The sequence below is a fragment of the Arthrobacter sp. H-02-3 genome, from assembly GCF_003097355.1.
Taxonomy (GTDB): Bacteria; Actinomycetota; Actinomycetes; order Actinomycetales; family Micrococcaceae; genus Arthrobacter; species Arthrobacter humicola.
The window spans coordinates 119,886-145,286 of the sequence record NZ_PYUI01000003.1 but is presented as its reverse complement, the minus strand read 5'-3'; the positions used below and the strand labels follow the sequence as shown (position 1 = coordinate 145,286).

The window sequence follows — 25,401 nt, the reverse complement described above, 5'->3', positions numbered from 1 at the left end:
CGGAGTCCGCCGCGCTGGCCGGGGCCAAGGAGCGCTCCAAGTGGCGGGCCGCAGCCCGGCTGCTGGGCCTGTTGCGGCCCCTCAAGTGGCGGATGGCCGGTGTCATCGCGGCCACCTGCGCGTTCGTGACGCTCAACGTCGCCGCGCCCAAAGTCCTGGGTGACGCCACCGACGTCGTGGTCGCAGGATTCCTCGGCGGCGCCCTCGACGAGCAGGCGCTGGCCGGGCGTCTCCTGACGGTGTCCGCCCTGTACGTCGGGGCGTCCCTCTTCAGCTGGATTCAGGGCGCCCTGACCGCCACGGCCGTGCAGCGGCTCAGCTACGGGCTCCGCGGTTCCGTGGAGCAAAAGCTCCATGTGCTGCCGTCCAGCCATTTCGAGGAGCAGCGCCGCGGCGAGGTGCTCAGCAGGGCCACGAACGACGTCGACAACATCTCCCAGGCGCTCAACCAGCTCCTCAACCAGCTGATCATGTCCGTCCTAATGCTTTCCGCCGCACTCGCCATGATGCTCTGGCTCTCGCCGCTGCTGGCGCTGATCGCGGTTCTCTCGGTGCCGGTGTCGACGGTCATCACCGTGTTCGTGGCCAAGCATTCCCAGGCGCACTTCACGGAACAATGGAGCAGTACCGGGGCGCTGCACGCCCAACTCGAAGAATTCTTCACGGGGCATGAAGTCGTCAAGGCCTTCGGCCGGCAGGAGGAGTCGGCTGCGAGCTTCAGGGACTGCAACGACAAACTCACGCGGTCCAGCGCCCGCGCTCAGTATCTGTCCGGCATAGTGCAGCCGCTCATGGTGTTCGTCGCCAATCTCAACTACATTGCCGTGGCCGTTGTGGGGGCGCTCCAGGTCACCACCGGGGCCATGACGATCGGCGGCATCCAGGCTTTCATCCAGTTCTCCCGCCTTTTCAGCCAGCCGATGGGCCAGATCGGCGGAATGCTGACCCTCCTGCAGTCCTGCCTGGCCTCCGCGGAGCGTGTTTTTGAGCTGCTTGATGCTCCCGAGATCCCGCCGGACAGCGCCCTGCCGGCCGCTGCGGCCAACGGCGGCGGCAGGCTTCACGGCGCCGGCACCCCGCTCACGGTCCATAGCCCGCCCAAGATCCATACCCCGCGCAAGACCAATGGCCGGCACAAGTTCAACGGCAGGCGCAAACCCCGGGACCTGCGGGAAGCCAACGCTCCGCTGACGCCGGGCACGGCCGCGGGCCGCGTCACGTTCGAGCACGTCAGCTTCAGCTACAGCCCCGGCACCCCCGTGGTGAAGGACCTGTCCTTCACGGTGGAGCCGGGACAAACCGTGGCAATCGTGGGACACACCGGCGCCGGCAAGACCACCGTGGTGAACCTCCTGATGCGATTCTACGAACTCGACTCGGGCCGGATCCTGGTGGACTCGACCGACATCGCCACCATCCCGCGGGACGAGCTCCGGTCCGTCTTCGGCACGGTCCTGCAGGATGCGTGGCTGTTCACCGGCAGCATCCGCGAGAACATCGAGTACGGCCGGCCGGGGGCCACCGACGCCGAGATCGTCGCGGCGGCCCGGGCCAGCCATGTGGACCAGTTCGTCAGGGCCCTGCCGGCCGGGTACGCCACCATGCTCGGCAACGATGGCGACTCCCTGAGCCGGGGGCAGTGCCAGCTCGTCTCGATCGCGCGGGCGCAGCTCGCCGGCCGCAGCATCCTGGTGCTGGATGAGGCGACGAGTTCCGTTGACAGCCGAACCGAGGTGCAGATCCGGCATGCCATGGAGCGGCTTCGCCAAGGTCACACTAGCTTCGTGATCGCGCACCGTTTGTCCACGGTCCGGGACGCTGATCTAATTCTCGTCATGGACCACGGACGGATCGTTGAACACGGCACCCATCAGCAGCTGATGGCCGGGAGCGGGCTCTACAAGGATTTGTACGACGCACAGTTCGCCGGTCGCGAACAGGTGCAGGCCGTCGGGGAGCCGGAACAGTGAACCCCGCGGACACCGCGGGGGAGCGTTTCCCCGGTGCCTGGCGGACCAATCCGGCCAGCTCCGTCCCGCTCTTCGAACAGCTACGGCTGTACGTCATTGAACGCGCCGATAACGGCACGCTCGCACCGGGTACCCGGCTGCCGGCCGTGCGGAGCCTCGCCACCGAACTGGGCGTCGCACCCCACACTGTGGCCCGGGCCTACAAGGAACTGGAGGCCGCCGGCGTCGTCGTGACGCGGGGCCGGAACGGCACGGTCGTCTGTGCCCGCGATGCCGCCTGGAGTTCGCTGTCCGCCGCCGCGGCGGAGTTCGCGGCGGCCGCCAAAGCGCAGGGCGCGAGCTTCGCCGAGGCCGTGCAATTGCTGGCCGCCGCCTACGACCGCCACTAGCACATCCGGGCGGACCCCACGGCGAGCAGAATAGTTTTTCGAAGAAGTTTTCGATTAGCATTAGATTCGTGCCTAAAGCTGTAGCTGAAGATCCAGCCGTTGAAGTCCAGTCCGCCGTCGAACCGCTGGCAGCCCGGGAGGCCGTCCTGTCCCGTCCCGAGCTGAAACGCCCGGACATGACGCGCCTCGTCGTCAAGGGCGCGCGCGAACACAACTTGCGCAACGTGGACCTGGACCTGCCCCGCGATGCCATGATCGTGTTTACCGGCCTGTCCGGCTCCGGCAAGTCCTCCCTCGCGTTCGACACCATCTTCGCCGAAGGTCAGCGCCGCTACGTCGAATCGCTCTCCGCCTACGCCCGGCAGTTCCTGGGCCAGGTGGACAAGCCCGACGTCGACTTCATCGAGGGCCTCTCCCCGGCCGTGTCGATCGACCAGAAGTCCACGAGCAAGAACCCGCGCTCCACCGTGGGCACCATCACCGAAATTTACGACTACATGCGCCTGCTGTGGGCCCGCGTGGGCCGGCCGCACTGCCCCATCTGCGGCGAGCCCGTGGCCAAGCAGACCCCCCAGCAGATCGTTGACCAGCTGCTCGAACTCCCGGACGGCACGCGCTTCCAGGTGCTGGCACCCGTGGTCCGCGGCCGCAAGGGTGAATTCGTCGACCTCTTCAAGGAACTGACCGCCAAGGGCTACTCGCGGGCACGCGTGGACGGCGAGCTCGTCCAGCTGAGCGATCCGCCCAAGCTGGGCAAGCAGTTCAAGCACACCATCGAAGTGGTCGTGGACCGCCTCGTGGTCAAGGAAGGCATCAGCCAGCGCCTCACCGACTCCGTCGAGACCGCGCTCGGCCTGGCGGAGGGCCGCGTCCTGGCCGAATTCGTCGACCTCGACGCCGACGACCCCGAGCGGATCAGGGCGTTCTCCGAACACCTCGCCTGCCCCAACGAACACCCCTTGGCGATCGACGAGATCGAGCCGCGCTCCTTCTCGTTCAACAACCCCTTCGGCGCCTGCAGCGCCTGCAGCGGCATCGGCACCAAGCTGGAAGTCGATGAGGATCTCATCATCCCCAACCCGGAGCTCTCGCTGTCGGAGGGCGCCATTGCGCCGTGGTCGCTGGGCACCGCCACCACGGAGTACTGGAACCGGCTGCTGGGCGGCCTCGCCAAGGAACTCGGCTTCTCCATGACGACGGCGTGGGAAAAGCTCGACGCCGACGTCCGGCAGACCGTGCTGCACGGCAAGGACCACAAGGTCGTGGTGCAGTACCGCAACCGCTTCGGCCGGGAACGCAAGTACAGCACCGGCTTTGAGGGCGTCGTGCAGTACGTCCACCGCAAGCATGGCGAGACCGATTCCGACTCGGCGCGCGACCGCTACGAGGAGTACATGCGCCAGGTCCCGTGCCCGGCCTGCAACGGTGCACGCCTGAACCCCGCGTCCCTTTCGGTGCTGATCAACGGCAAGTCCATCGCCGAGGTCGCCGCGCTGCCCATGCGCGAATGCGCGCACTTCCTCGACAACCTCGTCCTCACGGGCCGCGAAGCGCAGATCGCCCACCAGGTCCTCAAGGAAATCCAGGCCCGGCTGACCTTCCTCCTCGACGTCGGACTCGAATACCTGAACCTGGAGCGGCCCTCCGGAACCCTGTCCGGCGGTGAAGCCCAGCGCATCCGGCTGGCCACCCAGATCGGCTCAGGGCTCGTGGGCGTGCTCTACGTCCTCGACGAGCCCTCCATCGGCCTGCACCAGCGGGACAACCGCCGCCTGATCGAGACCCTCACCCGGCTCCGGGACCTGGGCAACACCCTGATCGTGGTGGAGCATGACGAGGACACCATCCACGAAGCCGACTGGGTCGTGGACATCGGACCCGGTGCCGGCGAGCACGGCGGCATGGTGGTCCACTCCGGTTCCTACCAGGACCTGCTGAAGAACACGGAGTCCCTGACCGGCGACTACCTCTCCGGCCGGAAGTCCATCGAGGTACCGAAGAAGCGGCGAAAATACGACAAGAAGCGCGAGCTCAAAGTCGTCGGCGCCAAGGAAAACAACCTGCTCAACGTGGACGCAGCCTTCCCGCTGGGCCTCTTCACCGCAGTCACCGGCGTCAGCGGCTCCGGCAAGTCCACCCTCGTCAACGAGATCCTCTACAAGGTGCTCGCCAACAAGCTCAACGGTGCCAAGCAAGTGGCCGGCCGGCACAAGTCCGTCCAGGGCCTCGAACACCTGGACAAGGTGGTGCACGTCGACCAGAGCCCCATCGGACGCACCCCGCGCTCGAACCCGGCCACCTACACCGGCGTGTTCGACCACATCCGGAAGCTCTTCGCCGAGACCACCGAGGCGAAAGTCCGCGGCTACCAGCCGGGCCGGTTCTCCTTCAACGTCAAGGGCGGCCGCTGCGAGGCCTGCTCCGGCGACGGCACCCTGAAGATCGAGATGAACTTCCTGCCGGACGTCTATGTTCCCTGCGAGGTCTGCCACGGCGCCCGGTACAACCGCGAAACCCTGGAGGTCCACTACAAGGGCAAGACGATCGCGGACGTGCTGAACATGCCCATCGAGGAAGGCGCCGAGTTCTTCGCGGCGTTCTCCCCGATCGCGCGGCACCTCAACACGCTCGTCGACGTCGGCCTGGGCTACGTCCGGCTCGGCCAGCCCGCCACCACGCTCTCCGGCGGCGAGGCCCAGCGCGTGAAGCTCGCGGCTGAGCTCCAGAAGCGCTCCAACGGCCGCAGCGTCTATGTCCTGGACGAGCCCACCACGGGCCTGCACTTCGAGGACATCCGCAAGCTCCTCATGGTGCTGCAGGGCCTCGTGGAAAAGGGAAACACCGTGATCACCATCGAGCACAACCTCGACGTCATCAAGAGCGCCGACTGGATCGTGGACCTAGGCCCTGACGGCGGTTCGGGCGGTGGCCGGGTTGTGGCCTCCGGCACCCCGGAGCAGGTCGCAAAGTCGAGTGAAAGCCACACGGCGGCGTTCCTCGCCGAGCTCCTCGCCTGAGATCGGACCCCGTGCCGTGCGTGCGGGCCGGGAGCACCACTGCGTAGCGCTCCCGGTCTGCGGCACGGCCAAGTATTCCCCCGAGGTATTCGGCTGCCGTAACCCCCTGATGTATTCCTGAAGGAGTATGCGAATTTCTGGCATCCGTGCACTCGTGAGAAACTAAGCCGGTGACGCATACAACAGTGCCCGTGATCTTCGACCTCGACGGCACTCTTGTCGATCCGGCCGGGGGAATCACGGGCGGAATCGCCGCGGCCCTCACCGAACTCGGACTGCCGGTTCCGGGCCCCGCCCGGATGGACGAGATGGTCGGACCCAAACTGAGCGATTCCCTCACGGAAATCGCCGGCGTACCGGCAGCGCTCCTCGCGGACGTCATCCGGATCTATCGCCGGCACTACGTGTCCACCGGCATCGCGCAGAGCCGGCTGTACCCCGGAATCCGCGACCTCCTCGAAGGCTTCGTCGCCGCCGGGCGGCCCATCGCCGTCGCCACCCAGAAACCGGAAAGTCTGGCCCGCACCGTGCTGGAACACCACGGCATCGCCGGGCTCTTCCACAGCATTCGCGGCTCGGCCGCCGACGAGGCAGGCGCGGCACCGGACTCCGTCCCCGAAGGCAAGGCCGGCATCGTCGCCGCCGCGCTCTCGGACCTGGCTGCCGCCGTCCCGGCGACGGCCAGCCATGCCGTGATGGTGGGCGACCGTGCGCAGGACGTCGCCGGGGCCGCCGCGAACGGACTGGACTGCATCGGCGTAGGCTGGGGTTTTGCGCCCGACGGCGAACTGCAGGCGGCCGGCGCCGTCGAGATCGTGCACACCACCACGGCGCTTCACGCAACGATCACAAGACTCTCCGAACGCCCGGGGACCGCAGCCCTGAACGAGGTGCACACCGATGGAAATGTTTGACGTAATCCGCTGGACCACGCGCGGGCTCATATCGTCCACGTGCCGTCCGACGGTCATCGGCCTGGAGAACGTGCCCAAGGAAGGCCCGTTTATCGTGGCCCCCAACCACCTCTCCTTCCTGGACAGCGTGATTGTCCAGGCCCTCATGCCGCGGCCAGTGGCGTTCTTCGCGAAGGCCGAGTACTTCACCACCGGCGGCGTCAAGGGCAAGGCCATGAAGTCCTTCTTCGAGGCCGTGGGCTCCATCCCCGTCGAGCGCGGCGAGCAGGCCGCCAGCGTCCAGGCGCTGAAGACGCTGCTGGATATCCTCGACGCCGGCCGCGGCGTGGGCATCTACCCCGAAGGCACCCGCTCCCGCGACGGCATCCTGTACCGAGGCCGCACCGGCGTCGGCTGGCTCGCCCTCACGACGGGCGCGCCCGTGATCCCGGTGGGCCTGATCGGCACGGAGCACCTGCAGCCGGCGGACAGCAAAGCGGTCAAACCGCAGCACTTCACCATGAAGGTGGGCGAGCCGCTGTACTTCGATAAGACGGGACCGGACCACTCGCTGCCGGCCCGCCGCCAGGTCACCGACCGCATCATGGACGCCATCGCGGAACTGAGCGGCCAGGAACGCTCCACCAGCTACAACCAGAGCAAGTCGGTCGAGTAGCGGGAGGAGCCGCGGTTCCCGGCCGGGCCGGTGCCGCGGCATCCCCGGAGGCTCAGTAGACTGGAACCGTGGCAGATCCAGCGAGTTACCGACCCCAGACAGGTGAAATTCCGACCAATCCGGGCGTGTACCGCTTCCGTGATCCGCACGGCCGGGTCATCTATGTCGGCAAGGCCAAGAACCTCCGTTCCCGGCTGAATTCCTACTTCGCCAACCCGGCAGGGCTGATGCCCAAGACCTACGCCATGGTGCACACGGCCAGCAGCGTCGAATGGACCGTGGTGGGCAGCGAGCTCGAGTCGCTGCAGCTGGAATACACCTGGATCAAGGAATTCACCCCGCGATTCAACGTGATGTTCCGGGACGACAAAAGCTACCCGTACCTGGCCGTCACGATGGGGGAGAAGTACCCGCGCGTCCAGGTGCTCCGCGGCGACCGGCGCAAGGGCACCCGGTATTTCGGCCCCTACACCGCCGGTGCGATCCGGGACACCATGGACACGCTGCTGCGGGTCTTCCCCGTGCGCAGCTGCAGCGCCGGCGTGCTCAAACGCGCCGAAGCCAGCGGCCGGCCCTGCCTGCTCGGCTACATCGACAAATGCTCCGCGCCCTGCGTGGGGCGCATCTCCGCCGAGGACCACCGTGCCCTGGCCGAGGACTTCTGCAGCTTCATGGGCGGCGAAGCCAAGCCCTTCGTGAACCGGCTGGAACGCGAGATGGCCGCCGCGGTCGCCGAGCTCGACTACGAGCGGGCGGCGCGCCTGCGGGACGACATCGTGGCGATGAAGAAGGTCTTCGAACGCAACGCCGTCGTTCTCGCCGAGGGCACGGACGCGGACGTCTTCGCCCTCCACGAAGACGAACTCGAGGCCGCCGTCCAGGTCTTCCACGTCCGCGGCGGCCGGATCCGCGGCCAACGCGGCTGGGTGGTGGAAAAGGTCGAGGACTCCACCACCCCGGAGCTGGTCGAACACCTGCTCCAGCAGGTCTACGGCGAGGAAGCCGGCGTCCAAGGCAGGCTGCCCCGGGAGGTCCTGGTGCCCGCCGAACCCAGCAACGCCGCCGAACTCGCGCAATGGCTCAGCGGCCTGCGCGGGGCCCGCGTGGATATCCGGGTGCCCCAGCGCGGCGACAAGGCCGCGCTCATGTCCACCGTGCGGGACAATGCCGAGCACGCACTGAAACTGCACAAGTCCCGGCGCGCCGGGGACCTCACCATGCGCTCCCAGGCCCTCCAGGAACTCCAGGAGGCACTCGACCTGCCCGTGGCGCTGCTGCGGATCGAATGTTTCGACATTTCCCACGTCCAGGGCACCAACGTGGTCGGCTCCATGGTGGTGGTGGAAGACGGGCTCCCGAAGAAGTCCGACTACCGCAAGTTCGCCGTCACCGGGGCCGCCGCCACCGACGACACCGCCGCCATGCACGACGTCCTGACCCGACGGTTCCGGCACTACCTCGACGAGAAACGCGAGCAGGCAGCCGCCGCGGCCAAACCGGCACACCAGGCCGCGCTGGAAGCGGCAACCGCGGCGGCGGTCGCGGACTCCACGACGCCGGCCCCGCGGAGTAAGTTTGCCTACCCGCCCAACCTCGTCGTCGTCGACGGTGGCAAACCGCAGGTCAACGCCGCCGCCCGGGCGCTGGCCGAGCTGGGCATCGAGGACGTGTACGTTGTCGGCCTGGCCAAGCGGCTCGAGGAGGTGTGGCTGCCGGACAGCGATTTCCCGGTGATCCTGCCGCGCGCCTCCGCCGGCCTGTACCTGCTGCAGCGGATCCGCGACGAGGCCCACCGCTTCGCCATCTCCTTCCACCGGCAAAAGCGAGGCAAGGCCATGACGGTCTCCGCGCTGGACGGCGTGCCCGGACTGGGCGAGTCCAAACGCAAGGCCCTCCTGGCCGAATTCGGTTCCGTCAAGGGCATCAAAGCGGCGACCCAGGAGGAACTCACCGGCGCCAAGGGGATCGGCCCGTCCCTGGCCGCTGCGATCGTTCGGCACTTCACGGCCGACGGCGAGGAAGCCGCCACCGTTCCGGCCATCAACATGACCACCGGCGAAATCCTCGAAACTTAGCTAGCTCCGACAAACTTAGCTAGGGTAAAGACTTGGGAAACGGCACGGGCGCGGCATCACCGCGGCCGCGCCGCTACCTGACCGCAACAGCAAACGCACAGGCAGAGATGGGGCTTCACTGATGGCAGACTCGACGGCAGGATCCGGGACGGATGAGGACGGCATGACACCCGTCAAACCCGTCGAGGCGGAACTGCTCGTGGTGACCGGCATGTCCGGAGCCGGCCGGAGCACCGCCTCGGACGCCCTCGAGGACCACGGCTGGTACGTCGTGGAAAACCTCCCGCCGCAGATGCTCGGCACGCTCGCGGAGCTGGTGTCGCGCACACCGCACTCGATGTCCAAGCTTGCCGTCGTGATGGATGTCCGGAGCAAGGAACTGTTCGCGGACATGCGCGCTGCCCTCCGCGCCCTCGAGGCCTCCGGGGTAACCTTCCGCGTGCTGTTCCTCGACGCTAACGACGACGTCCTGGTCCGCCGCTTCGAGCAGGGCCGCCGGCCGCACCCGCTTCAGGGCGGCGGCCGGATCCTCGACGGCATCGCCGCCGAGCGGGAGCTTGTCCGTGAGCTGAGGGACACGGCCGACATCGTCCTGGATACGTCCTCCCTCAACGTGCACGGCCTGGCGACGGCCATCACCGAGCTCTTCAGTGAGACCGGTCCGGTGGCCCTGCGGCTGAACGTCATGAGCTTCGGTTTCAAGTACGGGTTGCCCGTGGACGCCAACTTCGTGGCCGATGCCCGCTTCATCCCCAACCCGCACTGGGTGCCGCAGCTGCGGCCGCACACCGGGCTGGACAAGGACGTCAGCGACTACGTGCTGGAAGCGCAGGGCGTCAGCGACTTCGTGGAGCGCTACGTCCTGGCCCTGGAACCGGTCCTGGACGGGTACCGGCGTGAGAACAAGCACTACGCCACGATCGCCGTGGGCTGCACCGGCGGAAAGCACCGCTCCGTCGCGGTGGCCGTCGAGCTCTCACGGAGGCTGGCGCAGTATCCGCGCGTCACCGTGACCACCACGCACCGGGACCTGGGCCGCGAATAATGGCGCTGCTGACCGGCCCGCTGCCCCTCGTCCCGCCCGCTAGCGCGGCATTCGCAAGCCAGCAGGACAAAGGCCCCTCCGTAGTGGCGCTCGGCGGCGGCCACGGCCTCTCCGCGTCGCTGTCCGCCCTGCGGCTTCTCACCTCCGAACTCACCGCGATCGTCACCGTCGCGGACGACGGCGGATCCTCCGGCCGGCTCCGTGAAGAGTACGGCGTCCTGCCGCCCGGGGACCTCCGCATGGCCCTGTCCGCGCTGTGCGATGACACCGACTGGGGCCGCACCTGGCGCGACGTCATGCAGCACCGCTTTGCCCCCGGCAAGGGCCGCGGCGGCTCCCTCGACGAGCACGCCATGGGCAATCTCCTGATCGTCACCCTCTGGGAACTCCTGGGCGACACGGTCGCCGGCCTGAAGTGGGCCGGCGCCCTCCTCGGCGCACGCGGCGAAGTCCTGCCGATGTCCAGCATCCCGCTGACCATCGAAGGCCAGGTCCGGGTCACGGCCCCGGACGGCACCACGGCGTTGCAGACCCTGACGGGGCAGGCCAAGTGTGCCGTCGCTGGGTCCCTCGAACGCGTCCGGCTGTTGCCGGAGGACGCCCCCGCCTGCATGGAAGCCCTGACCGCGATCGAACTGGCCGACTGGGTGATCCTGGGCCCGGGCTCCTGGTACACCTCCGTCCTGCCGCACCTGCTGCTCCCGGAAATGCGCGAGGCCCTGTGCAACACGGCGGCCCGGCGCTGCCTGACAATGAACCTCGCCACCGACACCAAGGAGACCGCCGGCATGACCGCCGCGGACCACCTCCGCGTGCTGCGCGAGTACGCGCCGGACTTCACGGTCGACGTCGTCCTGGCCGATCCGGCGTCGGTCCAGGACCTGCCCGACTTCGAGCAGGCGGCCGGAATGCTCGGTGCCGAGGTGGTCTTGGGTAAAGTGGGGGCGTCTGGTCGCCGTCCGGTCCACGATCCGTTGCGGCTGGCGACGGCGTACCACGATATTTTCGGGAATAGTTAGGAAAGGTGCCATGGCACTGACAGCATCAGTCAAGGAAGAACTTTCCCGTCTGGATATCAAGAAGTCCTCGGTCCGCAAAGCCGAGGTATCGGCCATGCTCCGCTTCGCCGGCGGGCTGCACATCATCTCGGGCCGGATTGTGATCGAAGCCGAGGTCGACCTCGCATCGACCGCCCGGCGGCTGCGTGCCGCCATCGCCGAAGTGTACGGCCACCAGAGCGAGATCATCGTCGTCTCCGGCGGCGGCCTGCGCCGCGGCAGCCGCTACGTGGTGCGCGTGGTCCGCGACGGCGAGGCCCTGGCCCGCCAGACCGGTCTCCTGGACACCCGCGGGCGGCCCGTCCGGGGCCTGCCCTCCGTAGTGGTCAACGGATCGGCCGCGGACGCCGAGGCCGTCTGGCGCGGCGCCTTCCTGGCCCACGGCTCACTCACCGAGCCCGGCCGCTCCTCCTCCATGGAAGTCACCTGCCCCGGCCCTGAGTCGGCCCTGGCCCTCGTCGGCGCTGCCCGCCGGCTCGGCATCCAGGCCAAGGCCCGCGAGGTCAGGGGAGTGGACCGTGTGGTGATCCGCGACGGCGACACGATCGCCGCGCTGCTGACCCGCATGGGCGCCCACGACGCGCTCATGGTCTGGGAGGAACGCCGCATGCGCAAGGAAGTGCGTGCCACCGCCAACCGGCTCGCGAACTTCGATGACGCGAACCTGCGCCGCTCCGCCCAGGCCGCCGTCGCCGCCGGCGCCCGGGTGGACCGTGCCCTGGAAATCCTAGGCGACGACGTCCCGGACCACCTCAAGTACGCCGGGGAGCTGCGGGTCGCGCACAAGCAGGCCAGCCTGGACGAGCTCGGCCGCCTCGCCGACCCTGTCATGACCAAGGACGCCATTGCCGGCCGGATCCGCCGGCTCCTGGCGATGGCGGACAAGCGGGCCCAGGACCTCGGCATCCCGGGCACGGAAGCCAATGTGACGCCGGAAATGCTCGACGACTAGCGTCACCTTAGAATCAAGAACAGATTTCCGGATGCCCCGCATCCGGATGCACAATCCGAGAGTTACCGAACCGGACAACCCGTCCACGACATTGGAGGATTTTGTGACCGAGTACGTATTGCCTCAGCTCGACTATGACTACGCAGCGCTGGAGCCGCACATCTCCGCGAAGATCATGGAGCTGCACCACAGCAAGCACCACGCGGCCTACGTGGCCGGCGCCAACAACGCCCTCGCCCAGCTGGCCGAGGCGCGCGAAAAGGGCGACTTCGCCAACATCAACCGCCTCTCCAAGGACCTTGCGTTCCACACCGGCGGCCACATCAACCACTCCGTCTTCTGGAAGAACCTCTCCCCGGACGGCGGCGACAAGCCCGAAGGCGAGCTCGCTGCAGCCATCGACGACGCCTTCGGCTCGTTCGACGCCTTCCGTGCCCAGTTCAGCGCCGCGGCGCTGGGCCTGCAGGGCTCCGGCTGGGGCTTCCTGGCCTACGAGCCGATCGGCGGCAACCTGGTCATCGAGCAGCTCTATGACCAGCAGGGCAACGTCGCGCTCGGCACCACTCCGCTGCTGATGCTGGACATGTGGGAGCACGCCTTCTACCTGGACTACGTCAACGTCAAGGCCGACTACGTCAAGGCGTTCTGGAACATCGTGAACTGGGCCGACGTCGCCAAGCGCTTCGACGCCGCCCGCAAGAACGCGACGGGCCTCATCACGCTGTAAGCGTGACAGGACCGACTCCTGTTTGTAACAAAGCTCACATTACGGCCGCTTCGGCCCGAAATGTGGACGGACTGCCCCCGCACTTGCGGGGGCAGTCCCAGTTAAACGTAAGATGGATCACGGAAGGCGGTTAGCCTTCAGCAACGTGGCTGGTCGCCCTCCGATCTGGTAATTATCTCTGCCCAATGGCGTGCGGGATCTGTTAGTTGGCTTGAACGCCTTCTCAACTAGTCGTGCTCGCAAGAGCACCAAGGAGACTGAAAACGTGACGACCCGTATTGGCATCAACGGCTTTGGCCGTATCGGCCGCAACTACTTCCGCGCCGCCCTCGCACAGGGCGCCGACCTTGAGATCGTTGCGGTCAACGACCTCACGAGCCCGGAAGCCCTCGCTCACCTCTTCAAGTACGACTCCGTCGGCGGCCGCCTGGCGGAATCCATCGAGGTCAAGGACGGCAACATCGTCGTCGACGGCAAGACCGTGAAGGTCCTCGCCGAGCGCGATCCCGCCAAGCTGCCCTGGGGCGAGCTCGGCGTTGACATCGTCATCGAGTCCACCGGCTTCTTCACGAAGGCCGCCGACGCGCAGAAGCACATCGACGCCGGCGCCAAGAAGGTCCTGATCTCCGCCCCCGCCTCCGGCGAGGACATCACGATCGTGATGGGCGTCAACGACGGACTGTACGACGACGCTGCGCACCACATCATCTCCAACGCCTCCTGCACCACCAACTGCCTCGGCCCGCTGGCCAAGGTTGTCAACGACGCCTTCGGCATCGAGCGCGGCCTGATGACCACCATCCACGCGTACACCGCCGACCAGAACCTGCAGGACGGCCCGCACAACGACCTCCGCCGCGCCCGCGCCGCCGCCATCAACATGGTCCCCACCTCCACGGGTGCGGCCAAGGCAATCGGCCTGGTCCTGCCCGAGCTCAAGGGCAAGCTGGACGGTTACGCCATCCGCGTCCCGGTCCCCACCGGCTCGGCCACGGACCTGACCGTCACGGTTTCGCGCGAAACCACCGTCGAGGAAGTCAACGCCGCCCTCAAGGCAGCCTCCGAGAGCGAAGAGCTCAAGGGCCTGCTGACCTACACCGACGAGCCCATTGTCTCCTCGGACATCGTCGGCGACCCGGCATCCTCCATCTTCGACTCCGGCCTGACCAAGGTGATCGGCAACCAGGTCAAGGTTGTGTCCTGGTATGACAACGAGTGGGGTTACTCCAACCGCCTCGTGGACCTCACGGAGCTTGTTGCGTCCAAGCTGAGCTAGGGTAAGACTCATGACATTCCACACCCTCAACGAACTGATCGCTGATGGTGTCCGCGGGCGGTACGTTCTGGTCAGAAGTGACCTGAACGTGCCGCTCGACGGCTCTACAGTGACTGACGACGGCCGCATCAAGGCCTCCCTGCCAGTGCTGGCGAAGCTCACGGACGCCGGTGCCCGCGTGCTGGTCACAGCACACCTGGGCCGCCCCAAGGGCGCCCCCGAAGACAAGTACTCGCTCAAGCCGGCCGCCACGCGACTGGCCGAGCTTGCCGGGTTCAAGGTCACCCTTGCCGGCGACACGGTCGGCGAGTCGGCCAAGGAGCTGTCCTCCGCCCTCCAGGACGGCGAAGTGCTCGTCCTGGAAAACGTGCGTTTCGACGCCCGGGAGACCTCCAAGGACGACGCCGAACGCGGCGCCTTCGCGGACGAGCTCGTCGCCCTCACCGGCGACAACGGCGCGTTCGTCGATGACGCCTTCGGCGCAGTGCACCGCAAGCACGCCAGCGTGTACGACGTCGCCACCCGGCTGCCGTCCTACCAGGGCGACCTCGTCCGCACGGAGGTCGAGGTGCTGCGCAAGCTCACCACCGACACCCAGCGGCCCTACGTCGTCGTCCTTGGCGGCTCCAAGGTCTCGGACAAGCTCGCCGTGATCGACAACCTCATCGGCAAGGCGGACACGATCCTGGTGGGCGGCGGCATGCTGTTCACCTTCCTTGCCGCCGCGGGCCACAAGGTCGCGGGCAGCCTGCTCGAAGAGGACCAGATCCCGGTCGTGCAGGAATACCTGAAGCGCGCCGCGGACGCCGGTACGGAATTCGTGGTGCCCACCGATGTTGTGGTGGCCAGCAAGTTCGCCGCCGACGCCGAGCACGAGACCGTTGCTGCCGACGCCATCGAGGCCAGCAGCTTCGGCGTGCAGGGCATCGGCCTGGACATCGGACCGGACTCGGCAGCGGCCTTCGCGGAACGGATCAAGGGCGCCAAGACGGTGTTCTGGAATGGCCCCATGGGCGTGTTCGAATTCGCGGCCTTCGCCGGCGGTACCCGGGCCATCGCCCAGGCACTGACCGAGACGGACGCATTCACGGTGGTCGGCGGCGGGGATTCCGCAGCCGCGGTCCGGACCCTCGGCTTCGCCGATGACCAGTTCGGCCACATTTCCACCGGCGGCGGCGCAAGCCTGGAGTACCTTGAAGGCAAGGAACTCCCCGGCCTGAGCGTCCTCGACCGCTAGAAGCACCGACCGCTAGAAACACTGGCCGCTAAAGCAGCAGCCGTCAGGCAATCCAGCCGGCAGGGTGCCCGTCCGCAAGGGACCGGGCACCCTGCCGGCTGCTCATACCATCAGCACTCTTGGAGATCATGTGACCACGTCAACCAACGGTAAATTCGATCGCAAGCCCTTCATCGCCGGCAACTGGAAGATGAACATGGACCACGTCCAGGGCATCACCCTCCTGCAGAAGCTCGCGTGGACCCTGTCCGACGCCAAGCATGACTACAGCCGGGTGGAGGTTGCCGTCTTCCCTCCGTTCACAGATCTCCGCGGCGTCCAGACCCTCGTCCAGGGCGACGAACTCGACGTCGTCTACGGCGGCCAGGACCTCTCCCAGTTCGACTCGGGCGCCTACACCGGTGACATCTCCGGACAGTTCCTCGCCAAGCTGGGCTGCAGCTACGTCCTGGTCGGCCACAGCGAACGCCGCACCATCCACAACGAGTCCGATGACGTCCTGAACGCCAAGACCAAGGCCGCTTTCCGGCACGGCATCACCCCCGTCCTGTGCGTCGGTGAAGGACTCGAGATCCGCCAGGCCGGCACCCACGTCGACCACACGCTCGCCCAGCTGCGCGCCGGCGTCGAAGGCCTCACCCCGGAACAAGCCGCCGAACTCGTCGTCGCCTACGAGCCCGTCTGGGCCATCGGCACCGGGGAGGTCGCCGGCCCGGAAGACGCGCAGGAAATGTGCGCCGCAATCCGTACCGAGTTGGCCACCCTGTTCGGTGCCGACGTCGCCGCCAAGACGCGCCTGCTCTACGGGGGGTCGGTCAAGGCGAACAACGCGGCGTCGATCCTGAAGGAGCGCGACGTCGACGGCTTGCTGGTCGGCGGTGCCAGCCTGGACGCTGCGGAGTTTGCTAATATTGTCAGGTTCGAGAGTCACCTGCTGACGGATTAGTCCGGACACAGGCTTGGCCCCCGCAATCCAATTCTTCTGAAAGGCCGTCGTGGACGTTCTTCATGTCATTCTGCAGGTCCTCCTGGGCATCACCAGCCTCCTGCTGACGTTGCTCATCCTGCTCCACAAGGGACGCGGAGGCGGCCTGTCGGACATGTTCGGCGGCGGCATGAGTTCGGGGCTGAGCTCCTCGGGTGTCGCGGAGCGGAACCTCAACCGGTTCACGGTCATCCTCGGTGTCACCTGGGGCGTCGTGATCATCGCCCTCGGCTTGATCATGCGGTTCAGCACAGGCGCCGATTCCTAGCACGTCTTTTCGAGAACTTCATAAGGGGCTTGAGGCCCTCCCGGCATCGGGAACTTCGAACTACACTGTCGCTGGCAAGCACCAATCCACCAGCTGAGTAGCCAGGAGTTCCCGATGCTGCATTCTGCTTCCGGATTCAAGGGAATCCGTGTGGGCGCCACCGAGGGGGCATCGCCCCGCCACGAGCCAATGAACGGGGCCGGCGCACGCCAGCCCCGTATTCGTGTCTCCTACCGGTGCGCCAAAGGCCATGAAACCGCGCTCGTGTTCGCCCAACTCCCCGAGGAGCAGATCCCGGGAGTCTGGGACTGCCGGCGCTGCGGCGGCACGGCAACCCGCGACGAAACAAAGTTCGCCCTGGACGACGTGCCAACGGAGGGGTTCAAGACCCACCTGGAATACGTTAAAGAACGGCGCTCCAGCCAGGACGCCGAAGACGTACTGGCCGGAGCGCTGGAACGGCTACGCGCCGGACGGGCCCTTCCGGACGAGCTGCTCGGGGACCCGTGAGGCCGCGTTCTCGTCAATGAGCCACAAGGTCTCCCGGCGGCCCCGCGGCCCGGCCGCGGGAACCTGCACGGGATTGGCGCCGGCCAGGGCCAGGCCCACGGCGCCGGCCTTGTCCTCGCCGGCCACCACCATCCACACCTCTAAGGCCGTGTTGATGGCCGGCAGGGTCAGGGAAACCCTGCCCGGCGGCGGCTTGGGGGAGTTCTGGACCCCCACGACGGTCAGTTCCTTCTCCCGGATGCCGGCCTGCTCCGGAAAGAGCGACGCGACGTGCGCGTCCGGGCCGACGCCGAGGAGGACAATGTCCAGGCGCGGAAGCCGGCCCGGGTGTTCCGGCCGGTCATCGGACATGTCCGCGGCGTGCTCGGCGGCGGCCGCGTCAGCGAGCCGGCGCGCATAATCCGCCGCAGCCTCTTCCGGGCTCCCGAAGTCATCGGTGGAACCGGGCACGTGGACCCGCGCCGGATCGACCGTGATGCGGGACAGGAGAGCCTCATGGGCCTGGCGGGCGTTGCGTTCGGCGTCATCCGCCGGCACAAAGCGCTCGTCACCCCACCAGAAGTTCACCTTGGACCAGTCGACGGCCTTCGCGGCCGGGGATTCGGCCACGGCCCTGAGCGAACCGATGCCCATTGTGCCCCCGGTAAGCACCACCGTGGCTTCGCCGTGCCGGTCCTGGATGTCCACGAGCTTGGTGATCAGGCGGGCTGCGATCGCAGCCATCAGGACGGTCGAGTCAGGATGGATGCTTACTCTGGGGTCAGCGCTCACTGGGACGGACACTCCTTAGATTGGTACGTGGCAGTCCCATAGTAATCACTTCGCCGAAGACCTCGTCGGGGTCCAGGCGGCGAAGTTCTTCTGCCAGGCAGTCCTTGAGGCTGCGGCGGGGCAGGGAGATCCGCTGCGCCGGCTGGCCGGGCTGGGTCAGTTCCGCTACGGTCAGGCCCGGCCGGAAGAGCTGGACGTCGCCGCCGGTTCGGGTCAGCCGGACCCGCCGGATGCCGGTGCCGGCCGGGTCCGCGACGATCGTGACCGGGGCGTCCAGGGCCAGGGTCAGCCAGGCCGCGAGCAGGATGGTGCTCGGGGAATCCGAGGCACCTTCGACGGCGACGGCCGTGACCGGTGAGTCGTCCACCTGGTCCAGGACCGCGGCCAGCTGGATCCGCCAGTTGGTCAGGCGGGTCCAGGCCAGATCCGTGTCGCCGGCTTTGTAGGTGCGGCGGATGTTCTCCAGCGCCGCGACCGGGTCCGCCTCGTTGGCGGAGTCGGTGATCCGGCGGTGCGCGATGCCCCCGATCGAGGTCTGGCACGCGTTCCGCGGCGCGCCGTGCGGCCACCAGGCCACGATCGGGGCGTCCGGCAACAGCAGCGCCGCGACGAGGGATTCGCTTTCCTCGGCGAGTTCGCCGTAGCCGCGCAGCAGGATGACCTCGGAGGCCCCGGCGTCGCCGCCGACGCGGATCTGCGCGTCCAGCCGGGTCGGGGCGGAGGCCCCGGCGTCGGCGAGGACGATGATCCGGCACGGGTGTTCCCGGCTGGCCTCGTTGGCGGCCTCGATGGCCTCCTCCTCAAGGCCGGAGCGGGTGACGACCACAAGGGTCAGGACGCGGCCGAGGGCGATCACGCCGCCCTGCTCGCGCAGGGACATGATCTTCTTGGAAATCTTGGAGGTGGTGGTGTCGGGAAGATCTACGATCATGGCCTTCTCCAGGTTCGTCCGTCGCGGGCAAGGAGTTCATCGGCTGAGGCGGGACCCCAGCTGCCGGGCCGGTAGGGCTCGGGCTGTTCGTCCAGGGACGCCCAGTAGTCCTCGAACGGGTCAAGGATCTTCCAGGACAGCTCGACCTCGGCGTGGCGGGGGAACAGCGGAGGTTCGCCCAGCAGCACGTCGAGGATGAGCCGTTCGTAGGCTTCGGGGCTGGACTCGGTGAAGGAGTGGCCGTAGCCGAAGTCCATGGTGACGTCGCGGACCTCCATCTGGGTGCCCGGAACCTTGGACCCGAACCGGATCGTGGCGCCCTCGTCGGGCTGGACCCGGATCACCACGGCGTTCTGGCCGAAGTCGTCCTCGCCGTGGTCGGTGAAGAGCAGGTTCGGAGCGCGCTTGAACACGACGGCGATTTCCGTCACCCGGCGGCCCAGGCGTTTGCCGGCGCGCAGGTAGAACGGCACCCCGGACCAGCGGCGGGTGTTGATGTCCACCCGGATCGCGGCGAACGTCTCGGTCTTCGAATCGGCCGGGATGCCCTCTTCCTCCAGGTAGCCCAGGACCTCCTCGCCGCCCTGCCAGCCGCCGGTGAACTGCCCGCGGGCCGAGTGGGTGGAGAGGTCGTGCGGGAGCCGGACGGCGGAGAGGACCTTTTCCTTCTCAGCACGAAGGTCATCGGCGTTGAAGGAGACCGGCTCCTCCATGGCGGTCAGGGCCAGGAGCTGCAGCAGGTGGTTCTGGATGACGTCGCGGGCCGCACCCACGCCGTCGTAGTACCCCGCCCGGCCGCCCGTGCCGATGTCCTCGGCCATGGTGATCTGGACGTGGTCCACATAGTTAGCGTTCCAGAGCGGCTCGAAGAGCTGGTTGGCGAAGCGCAGCGCAAGGATGTTCTGCACCGTCTCCTTGCCCAGATAGTGATCGATCCGGAACACGGAGTCCGGCGGGAACACCGATTCGACAATGTCGTTGAGCTGCCGGGCCGATTCGAGGTCGTGCCCGAACGGCTTCTCGATCACCACCCGCCGCCACTTGTCACCCTCGGCCTGGGCCAGGCCGTGCTTGGAGAGCTGGCGGCAGACCTGTTCGAAGGCCTTCGGCGGGATCGAGAGGTAGAACGCGTGGTTGCCGCGCGTCCCGCGCTGCTCGTCGAGCTCATCGATCGTGTCGGACAGCCGCTTGAACGCCTCGTCGTCGTCGAACTCGCCCTGCACGAAGCGGATGCCCTCCGAGAGCTGCTTCCAGACCGTTTCATCAAATGGGGTCCGGGCGTAGGCCTTGACGGACTCCTTGACCTCCGCGGCGAAGTCCTCGTTCTCCCACTGCCGGCGGGCAAAGCCCACCAGGGCGAAGCTCGGCGGCAGCAGCCCGCGGTTGGCGAGGTCATACACGGCCGGCATGAGCTTCTTCCGGGCGAGGTCGCCGGTCACCCCGAAGAGAACCAGAGATGACGGCCCGGCAATACGGTTCAGACGGCGGTCACGGGGGTCGCGGAGCGGATTGCGCCCGCGGCCGGCCGAGGTCCTGCCGCCGTAGTAGGTTTCTGGCATGGTTGCTTGGGTGCCTTAGCTTTCGGTGGAAGATGCGGCCTGGCCGGCAAGGGAGGTGACGAGCTCCTGGAGCTGCTTCACACCCGCGGCGCGGTCGGTCAGGTGCAGCCGGAGGACCGGACGGCCGTGCTCGGACAGAACCTGGGCGTCCCCGGCGGCCTGCGCCGAGATCAGCTCGCCGAACGTGAACGGGCGGTCCGGGATGGCCAGGTCCATGGCGGACGCGGCCGTGACCTGCAGGAAGACGCCGATCGCGGGTCCGCCCTTGTGGAACTGGCCCGTCGAGTGCAGGAAGCGGGGGCCCCAGCCGAACGTGACCGGGCGCCGGCTCAGCGCCGCCAGCTGGTCACGGACACCCTCGAAGCCTGCGTAGGCGAGCCGGTCGAAATAGGCCTGAACGCTGAGGTAGCTGTCCTCTGCGAGCTGGGCCAGCAGCGCGGACACGGCGGCAGACGCCGTCGAGGCATTTCCCAGCCAGTCGCCGCCGCGGACTTCGATGGCGCCGTCGGTGAAGTTCGCCGGCGTCGGCTTCGGCTGTGCGTCCAGCAGGCCGCGTGCGGCCACCTTGGCGGCCTCGACGTCGGGCTGGTCAAACGGGTTGATGCCCAGCAACCGGCCTGCTACGGCGGTGGCGAATTCCCACACCATCATCTGCGTCGCCAGGCCACCGGCAATGGCAACCTCGTTCTCGCCGAGCTGGACGTCGTCGGCGTCGGCCGAGACGAGCCGGATGACGAGGACATCGGGTGCGCCCAGGGTGGCTTCGGGGGAGGCGGGGCCGGCCACGACCGGCAGCACGCCGGTGCCCAGCTTGCCCGTGGATTCGGCGATGAGCTGTTCGGCCCAGTCGGCGAACCCGACGATCCCGGACCCGTCTTCTGCGATGACGATCTTGTTGCGCAGCGGGCTGGTGCCGCCCAGGGCCGTGCCGAGGGCGAGGCCGATGTTGTCTTCCGAGTCGTCGTTGAGGATCTCGGCGGCCTCTTCGGCCTCATCCAGGAACGCCTGGATGTCCACGCCGGCCAGCCCGCAGGGGACCAGCCCGAACGCGGTCAGCGCCGAGAAACGGCCGCCGACGTTGGGGTCGGCGTTGAAGACTGCGCGGTAGCCGGCCTCACGGGAGGCCTTGTCCAGGGGCGAGCCCGGGTCGGTGACGATGATGATGCGGCTCTTCGCGTCGATGCCGGCATCGGTGAATGCCTGTTCGAAGATCCGGCGCTGTGAATCGGTCTCCACCGTGGAGCCGGACTTGGACGAAACAACGATGGCGGTTTCGGCCAGCCGGTCCACGAGGGCGGCACTGACCTGTTCGGGGTCGGTGCTGTCCAGCACGGTCAGCTCGACGCCAGCGGTGCCCGCAATGACTTCAGGTGCCAGCGAGGAACCGCCCATGCCGCACAGGACAATGCGCGTCACGCCGTCGGCCTTCAGTGCGTCGCGGAGTGCCAGGATCCCGCTGACCAGGGGCTGGGAGACGGTGGCCGCCTCGACCCAGCCCAGCCGGACAGCCGACTCGGCTTCGGCGTCGGGACCCCACAGGGTATGGTCCTTCGCGAAGATCCGGGTGGCAATGCGGTCCTCCAGCAGTGCGGGGAGGTGCTGTTCGTGGGCCTGGCGGGCTGCGCCGGTGGCGTCGTAGCTGAGTGTGCTCATGGTGGGTTAGGAAGCCTTCCGTGCAGAGGCCAGGGCGCCTTCGACGTCGCCCAGGAGTTCCTTCCAGCTGGCCACGAACTTGTCCAGGCCTTCGGACTCAAGCAGTGCCACGACGTCGTTGTAGGAGATCCCCAGGTTGTCGAGGGAGTTCAGCGTCGCGTTGGCGTCGTCGTAGCCGCGGGTGACGGTGTCGCCCGTCACCACGCCGTGGTCGAACGTGGCGTCCAGCGTCTTCTCCGGCATGGTGTTGACCACGCCCGGTGCGACGAGTTCGGTGACGTACAGGGTGTCCGGGTAGGCCGGGTCCTTCACACCGGTGGAGGCCCACAGCGGGCGCTGCGGCAGGGCGCCGGCCTCGGCGAGGAGGGCCCAGCGTTCGGTGGAGAAGAGCTCCTCGTAGACCTGGTACGCCAGGCGGGCGTTGGCCAGCCCGGCCTTGCCCTTGAGTGCCTTGGCTTCGTCGGTGCCGATGGCATCGAGGCGCTTGTCGATTTCGGCGTCGACGCGGGAGACGAAGAAGGACGCGACGGAGTGGATCGTGGAGAGGTCATGGCCGTTGCCCTTGGCCTGCTCCAGGCCGGACTGGAAGGCATTGATGACGGCGCGGTAGCGTTCCAGCGAGAAGATCAGGGTTACGTTGACGCTGATGCCCTCGGCCAGGGTGGCCGTGATGGCTTCGAGGCCCTCGAGGGTTGCCGGGATCTTGATCAGGACGTTGTCCTTGTTGACCTTCTTGTACAGGTGCTTCGCTTCGGCGATGGTGCCGGCGGTGTCCCAGGCAAGGCGGGGGTCCACCTCGATGGACACGCGGCCGTCGACGCCCTTGGTCGCGGCGGCGACGGGAGCGAAGAGGTCGCAGGCGTCGGCGACGTCGGTGGTGGTGATTTCGAAGACGGTCTCTTCAACGGTGGAGCCGGCCGCGGCCTGGGCAGCGATGACGGCGTCGTAGTCCGTGCCGGAGGTGATGGCGGCATGGAAGATGGACGGGTTGGTCGTGACGCCAACGACGTTCTTCTCTTCGATGAGCTTGCGCAGGGTACCGGTCTGCAGGCGGCCGCGGGAGAGGTCGTCGAGCCAGATCGAGACGCCGGCGTCGGAGAGCTGCTGGGTGGGGGTAGTCATGTCATAACTCCTGGAAATGATGGGTTCCGGGGGCACAGCGTCCCCCGGAACCAGGGGGTGGGTCAGTTGGTGACGCTGGCGAGCGAGTCCTTCGCGGCAGCGGTGACGGCCTCGGCGGTAATGCCGAATTCCTGGAAGAGGCGCCTGTAGTCCGCGGAGGCACCGAAGTGCTCAAGGCTGATGGAGCGGCCGGCGTCGCCGACGAATTCCTTCCAGCCCAGGGCAAGTCCTGCTTCGACGGAGACGCGCGCCTTGACGGCGGCCGGCAGGACGGCTTCGCGGTAGGCGGCGTCCTGCTTGTTGAACCATTCCACGCAGGGCATGGAGACGACGCGGGTGGCGATGCCCTCGGCCTGCAGGGCCTCACGGGCGGCCACGGCGAGCTGGACTTCGGAGCCGGTGCCGATCAGGATGACCTCGGCCGGGACCGTGGCGCCGTCCTTGGAGGCTTCGGCGAGGACGTATCCGCCCCTGGCCACGCCGGCGGTGGAACCGAAGGTGTCGCCGCTGGCGTCGCCTTCACCGCGGGCGTATGTGGGGATGTTCTGCCGGGTCAGGACGATGCCGGCCGGGTTCTCGTGGTTCTCCAGCATGACCTTCCACGCCGCAGCGACCTCGTTCGCGTCGCCGGGGCGGACGACGTCCAGTCCCGGGATCGCCCGGAGGGAGGCCAGCTGTTCCACGGGCTGGTGGGTGGGGCCGTCCTCGCCCAGGCCGATGGAGTCGTGCGTCCAGACGTACAGGGACGGCACGCCCATGAGGGCGCCGAGGCGGATGGCGGGGCGCTGGTAGTCGCTGAAGATCAGGAACGTGCCCGAGAACGCCCGGGTCCGGCCGTGCAGGCTGATCCCGTTCACGATCGACGCGGCGGCGTGCTCGCGGATGCCGAAGTGCAGCACCCGGCCGTACGGGTTGCCCTTCCAGGCCCCGGTGGAGCGTGAAGCCGGGATGAACGAGGGCGAGCCTTCAATCGTGGTGTTGTTCGATTCGGCGAGGTCGGCGGAGCCGCCCCAGAGTTCGGGCATGACCGGGCCGATCGCGTTCAGAACCTTGCCGGACGCGGCGCGGGTGGAAACGTCCTTGCCGGCTTCGAAGACCGGCAGTGCGGCGTCGAGCTCGACGGGCAGTTTCTTGGCTTCGATGCGCTCGAGCAGTGCGGCGTTCTCCGGGTTGGCGGACTGCCAGGCCTCGAAGCTGCTCTGCCAGGCGGTGCGGGCCTCGGCGCCGCGGGCCTGCGCCTCGCGGGTGTGGGCCAGGACGTCATCGTCGACCTGGAACGCGCGCTCCGGATCGAAGCCCAGGACCTTCTTCAGGGCCGCGACTTCCTCGGCGCCCAGGGCCGAGCCGTGGATCTTGCCGGTGTTCTGCTTCTTCGGCGCCGGGTAGCCGATGATGGTGCGCAGCGAAATGATCGAGGGCTTGCCGGTCTCGGCCTTTGCGGCCAGCAGCGCGGCATGGAGTTCGGCGACGTCTTCGACGTATTCGCCGGTACGCGTCCAATCGACCCGCTGGGTGTGCCAGCCGTAGGCCTCGTAGCGGGCCAGCACGTCTTCGGTGAAGGCGATGTCGGTGTCGTCCTCGATCGAGATGTGGTTCTCGTCGTAGATCACCACGAGGTTGCCCAGTTCCTGGTGCCCGGCGAGCGAGGACGCCTCGGACGTGACGCCTTCCTGGAGGTCGCCGTCGGAGGCGATGACCCAGATGGTGTGGTCGAACGGGGACTCGCCGGCGGGGGCATCGGCGTCGAACAGGCCGCGCATCCGGCGCTGGGAGTACGCGAAGCCGACCGCCGAGGCCAGCCCCTGGCCCAGCGGGCCGGTGGTGATCTCCACACCGGCGGTGTGCTTGTACTCCGGGTGCCCCGGGGTCAGGGAGCCCCAGGTGCGCAGGGCTTCCAGGTCCTTCAGTTCCAGCCCGTAGCCGGAAAGGAACAGCTGGATGTACAGGGTCAGGGAAGTGTGGCCCGGGGACAGGATGAACCGGTCACGGCCCAGCCAGTCCGGGTTCTTCGGGTCGTGGCGCATCAGCTTCTGGAAGAGCAGGTACGCGGCCGGGGCCAGGCTCATCGCGGTACCGGGGTGGCCGTTGCCCACCTTCTCCACCGCGTCCGCGGCCAGCACCCGGACAGTGTCCACGGCGCGCTGGTCCAAGGTAGTCCATGACAGTTCTTGCTCTTCCAAATGTGGCACGAAAACCGGGCCCCTCTCTGTGCTGACGGCCGGCGGTACGCTTGGTCCCACCCCGGGCACAGTTCGGTGCCCGCTGCAGTACGTACCAGCCGTTCACC

Annotated in this window: 21 protein-coding genes; 15 read left to right on the top strand and 6 right to left on the bottom strand. The window is 67.7% G+C overall.

What is annotated here, in order from left to right:
* The first annotated feature begins 92 nt into the window (after positions 1-92).
* From C9424_RS04715 to C9424_RS04645, 15 genes are all read left to right on the top strand, one after another.
* A complete protein-coding gene (locus tag C9424_RS04715; protein ID WP_237563311.1) occupies positions 93-1,970 on the top strand; it encodes an ABC transporter ATP-binding protein in 1,878 nt (625 codons plus the stop codon).
* On the top strand, positions 1,967-2,359 hold the full coding sequence (locus C9424_RS04710; protein WP_116765750.1) for a GntR family transcriptional regulator: 393 nt from the start codon (positions 1,967-1,969) through the stop codon (positions 2,357-2,359). The genes C9424_RS04715 and C9424_RS04710 overlap by 4 nt, the downstream gene beginning before the upstream one ends.
* A gap of 68 nt (positions 2,360-2,427) precedes the next feature.
* A complete protein-coding gene (gene uvrA, locus C9424_RS04705; RefSeq protein WP_116765749.1) occupies positions 2,428-5,376 on the top strand; it encodes an excinuclease ABC subunit UvrA in 2,949 nt (982 codons plus the stop codon).
* Between the two features lie 170 nt (positions 5,377-5,546).
* Positions 5,547-6,290: an HAD hydrolase-like protein gene (locus C9424_RS04700; RefSeq protein ID WP_202615769.1), complete on the top strand. Its 744-nt coding sequence runs from the start codon at positions 5,547-5,549 to the stop codon at positions 6,288-6,290.
* Positions 6,277-6,945: a lysophospholipid acyltransferase family protein gene (locus C9424_RS04695; protein WP_116765747.1), complete on the top strand. Its 669-nt coding sequence runs from the start codon at positions 6,277-6,279 to the stop codon at positions 6,943-6,945. Before C9424_RS04700 ends, C9424_RS04695 begins: the two co-directional genes overlap by 14 nt.
* Before the next feature lie 68 nt (positions 6,946-7,013).
* Positions 7,014-9,020, top strand: a complete 2,007-nt coding sequence (uvrC, locus tag C9424_RS04690) for an excinuclease ABC subunit UvrC (RefSeq protein WP_091247886.1) — start codon at positions 7,014-7,016, stop codon at positions 9,018-9,020.
* A gap of 121 nt (positions 9,021-9,141) precedes the next feature.
* Positions 9,142-10,065 carry an RNase adapter RapZ gene (gene rapZ, locus C9424_RS04685; RefSeq protein ID WP_116765746.1) on the top strand — a complete coding sequence of 308 codons (924 nt, stop codon included), beginning with the start codon at positions 9,142-9,144 and terminating at the stop codon, positions 10,063-10,065.
* Positions 10,065-11,084 (top strand): gluconeogenesis factor YvcK family protein, encoded by a 1,020-nt coding sequence (locus C9424_RS04680; protein WP_116765745.1) that lies wholly within the window; start codon positions 10,065-10,067, stop codon positions 11,082-11,084. Before rapZ ends, C9424_RS04680 begins: the two co-directional genes overlap by 1 nt.
* Before the next feature lie 10 nt (positions 11,085-11,094).
* Positions 11,095-12,075: a DNA-binding protein WhiA gene (gene whiA / locus C9424_RS04675; RefSeq protein WP_091247880.1), complete on the top strand. Its 981-nt coding sequence runs from the start codon at positions 11,095-11,097 to the stop codon at positions 12,073-12,075.
* 103 nt (positions 12,076-12,178) lie between these two features.
* Positions 12,179-12,802, top strand: coding sequence for a superoxide dismutase (locus tag C9424_RS04670; protein WP_018772998.1), 624 nt, complete (start codon positions 12,179-12,181; stop codon positions 12,800-12,802).
* A 265-nt stretch (positions 12,803-13,067) separates the two neighbouring features.
* Positions 13,068-14,078, top strand: a complete 1,011-nt coding sequence (gap, locus tag C9424_RS04665; RefSeq protein WP_116765744.1) for a type I glyceraldehyde-3-phosphate dehydrogenase — start codon at positions 13,068-13,070, stop codon at positions 14,076-14,078.
* Positions 14,079-14,088: 10 nt separating this feature from the next.
* On the top strand, positions 14,089-15,315 hold the full coding sequence (locus C9424_RS04660; protein ID WP_116765743.1) for a phosphoglycerate kinase: 1,227 nt from the start codon (positions 14,089-14,091) through the stop codon (positions 15,313-15,315).
* A 130-nt stretch (positions 15,316-15,445) separates the two neighbouring features.
* Positions 15,446-16,261 carry a triose-phosphate isomerase gene (gene tpiA, locus C9424_RS04655; RefSeq protein WP_116765742.1) on the top strand — a complete coding sequence of 272 codons (816 nt, stop codon included), beginning with the start codon at positions 15,446-15,448 and terminating at the stop codon, positions 16,259-16,261.
* Positions 16,262-16,310: 49 nt separating this feature from the next.
* On the top strand, positions 16,311-16,568 hold the full coding sequence (gene secG / locus C9424_RS04650; RefSeq protein WP_116765741.1) for a preprotein translocase subunit SecG: 258 nt from the start codon (positions 16,311-16,313) through the stop codon (positions 16,566-16,568).
* A gap of 114 nt (positions 16,569-16,682) precedes the next feature.
* A complete protein-coding gene (locus C9424_RS04645; RefSeq protein WP_091247868.1) occupies positions 16,683-17,078 on the top strand; it encodes an RNA polymerase-binding protein RbpA in 396 nt (131 codons plus the stop codon).
* Here C9424_RS04645 and pgl read toward each other — a convergent pair.
* From pgl to tkt, 6 genes are all read right to left on the bottom strand, one after another.
* Positions 17,031-17,849, bottom strand: a complete 819-nt coding sequence (gene pgl, locus C9424_RS04640) for a 6-phosphogluconolactonase (protein WP_116765740.1) — start codon at positions 17,847-17,849, stop codon at positions 17,031-17,033. The genes C9424_RS04645 and pgl overlap by 48 nt on opposite strands.
* The gene (locus C9424_RS04635; protein ID WP_116765739.1) at positions 17,839-18,780 is read right to left on the bottom strand and encodes a glucose-6-phosphate dehydrogenase assembly protein OpcA; all 942 of its coding nucleotides are present in this window, start codon (positions 18,778-18,780) and stop codon (positions 17,839-17,841) included. The genes pgl and C9424_RS04635 overlap by 11 nt, the downstream gene beginning before the upstream one ends.
* The gene (gene zwf, locus C9424_RS04630; protein ID WP_116765738.1) at positions 18,777-20,339 is read right to left on the bottom strand and encodes a glucose-6-phosphate dehydrogenase; all 1,563 of its coding nucleotides are present in this window, start codon (positions 20,337-20,339) and stop codon (positions 18,777-18,779) included. The genes C9424_RS04635 and zwf overlap by 4 nt, the downstream gene beginning before the upstream one ends.
* Positions 20,340-20,354: 15 nt before the next feature.
* Entirely contained in the window at positions 20,355-21,992 is a 1,638-nt protein-coding gene (locus C9424_RS04625; protein ID WP_116765737.1) for a glucose-6-phosphate isomerase, read from the bottom strand.
* A gap of 6 nt (positions 21,993-21,998) precedes the next feature.
* Positions 21,999-23,114, bottom strand: a complete 1,116-nt coding sequence (gene tal / locus C9424_RS04620) for a transaldolase (RefSeq protein WP_091254056.1) — start codon at positions 23,112-23,114, stop codon at positions 21,999-22,001.
* A 62-nt stretch (positions 23,115-23,176) separates the two neighbouring features.
* Positions 23,177-25,294 carry a transketolase gene (gene tkt, locus C9424_RS04615; protein WP_116765736.1) on the bottom strand — a complete coding sequence of 706 codons (2,118 nt, stop codon included), beginning with the start codon at positions 25,292-25,294 and terminating at the stop codon, positions 23,177-23,179.
* Between the last annotated feature and the right edge of the window lie 107 nt (positions 25,295-25,401).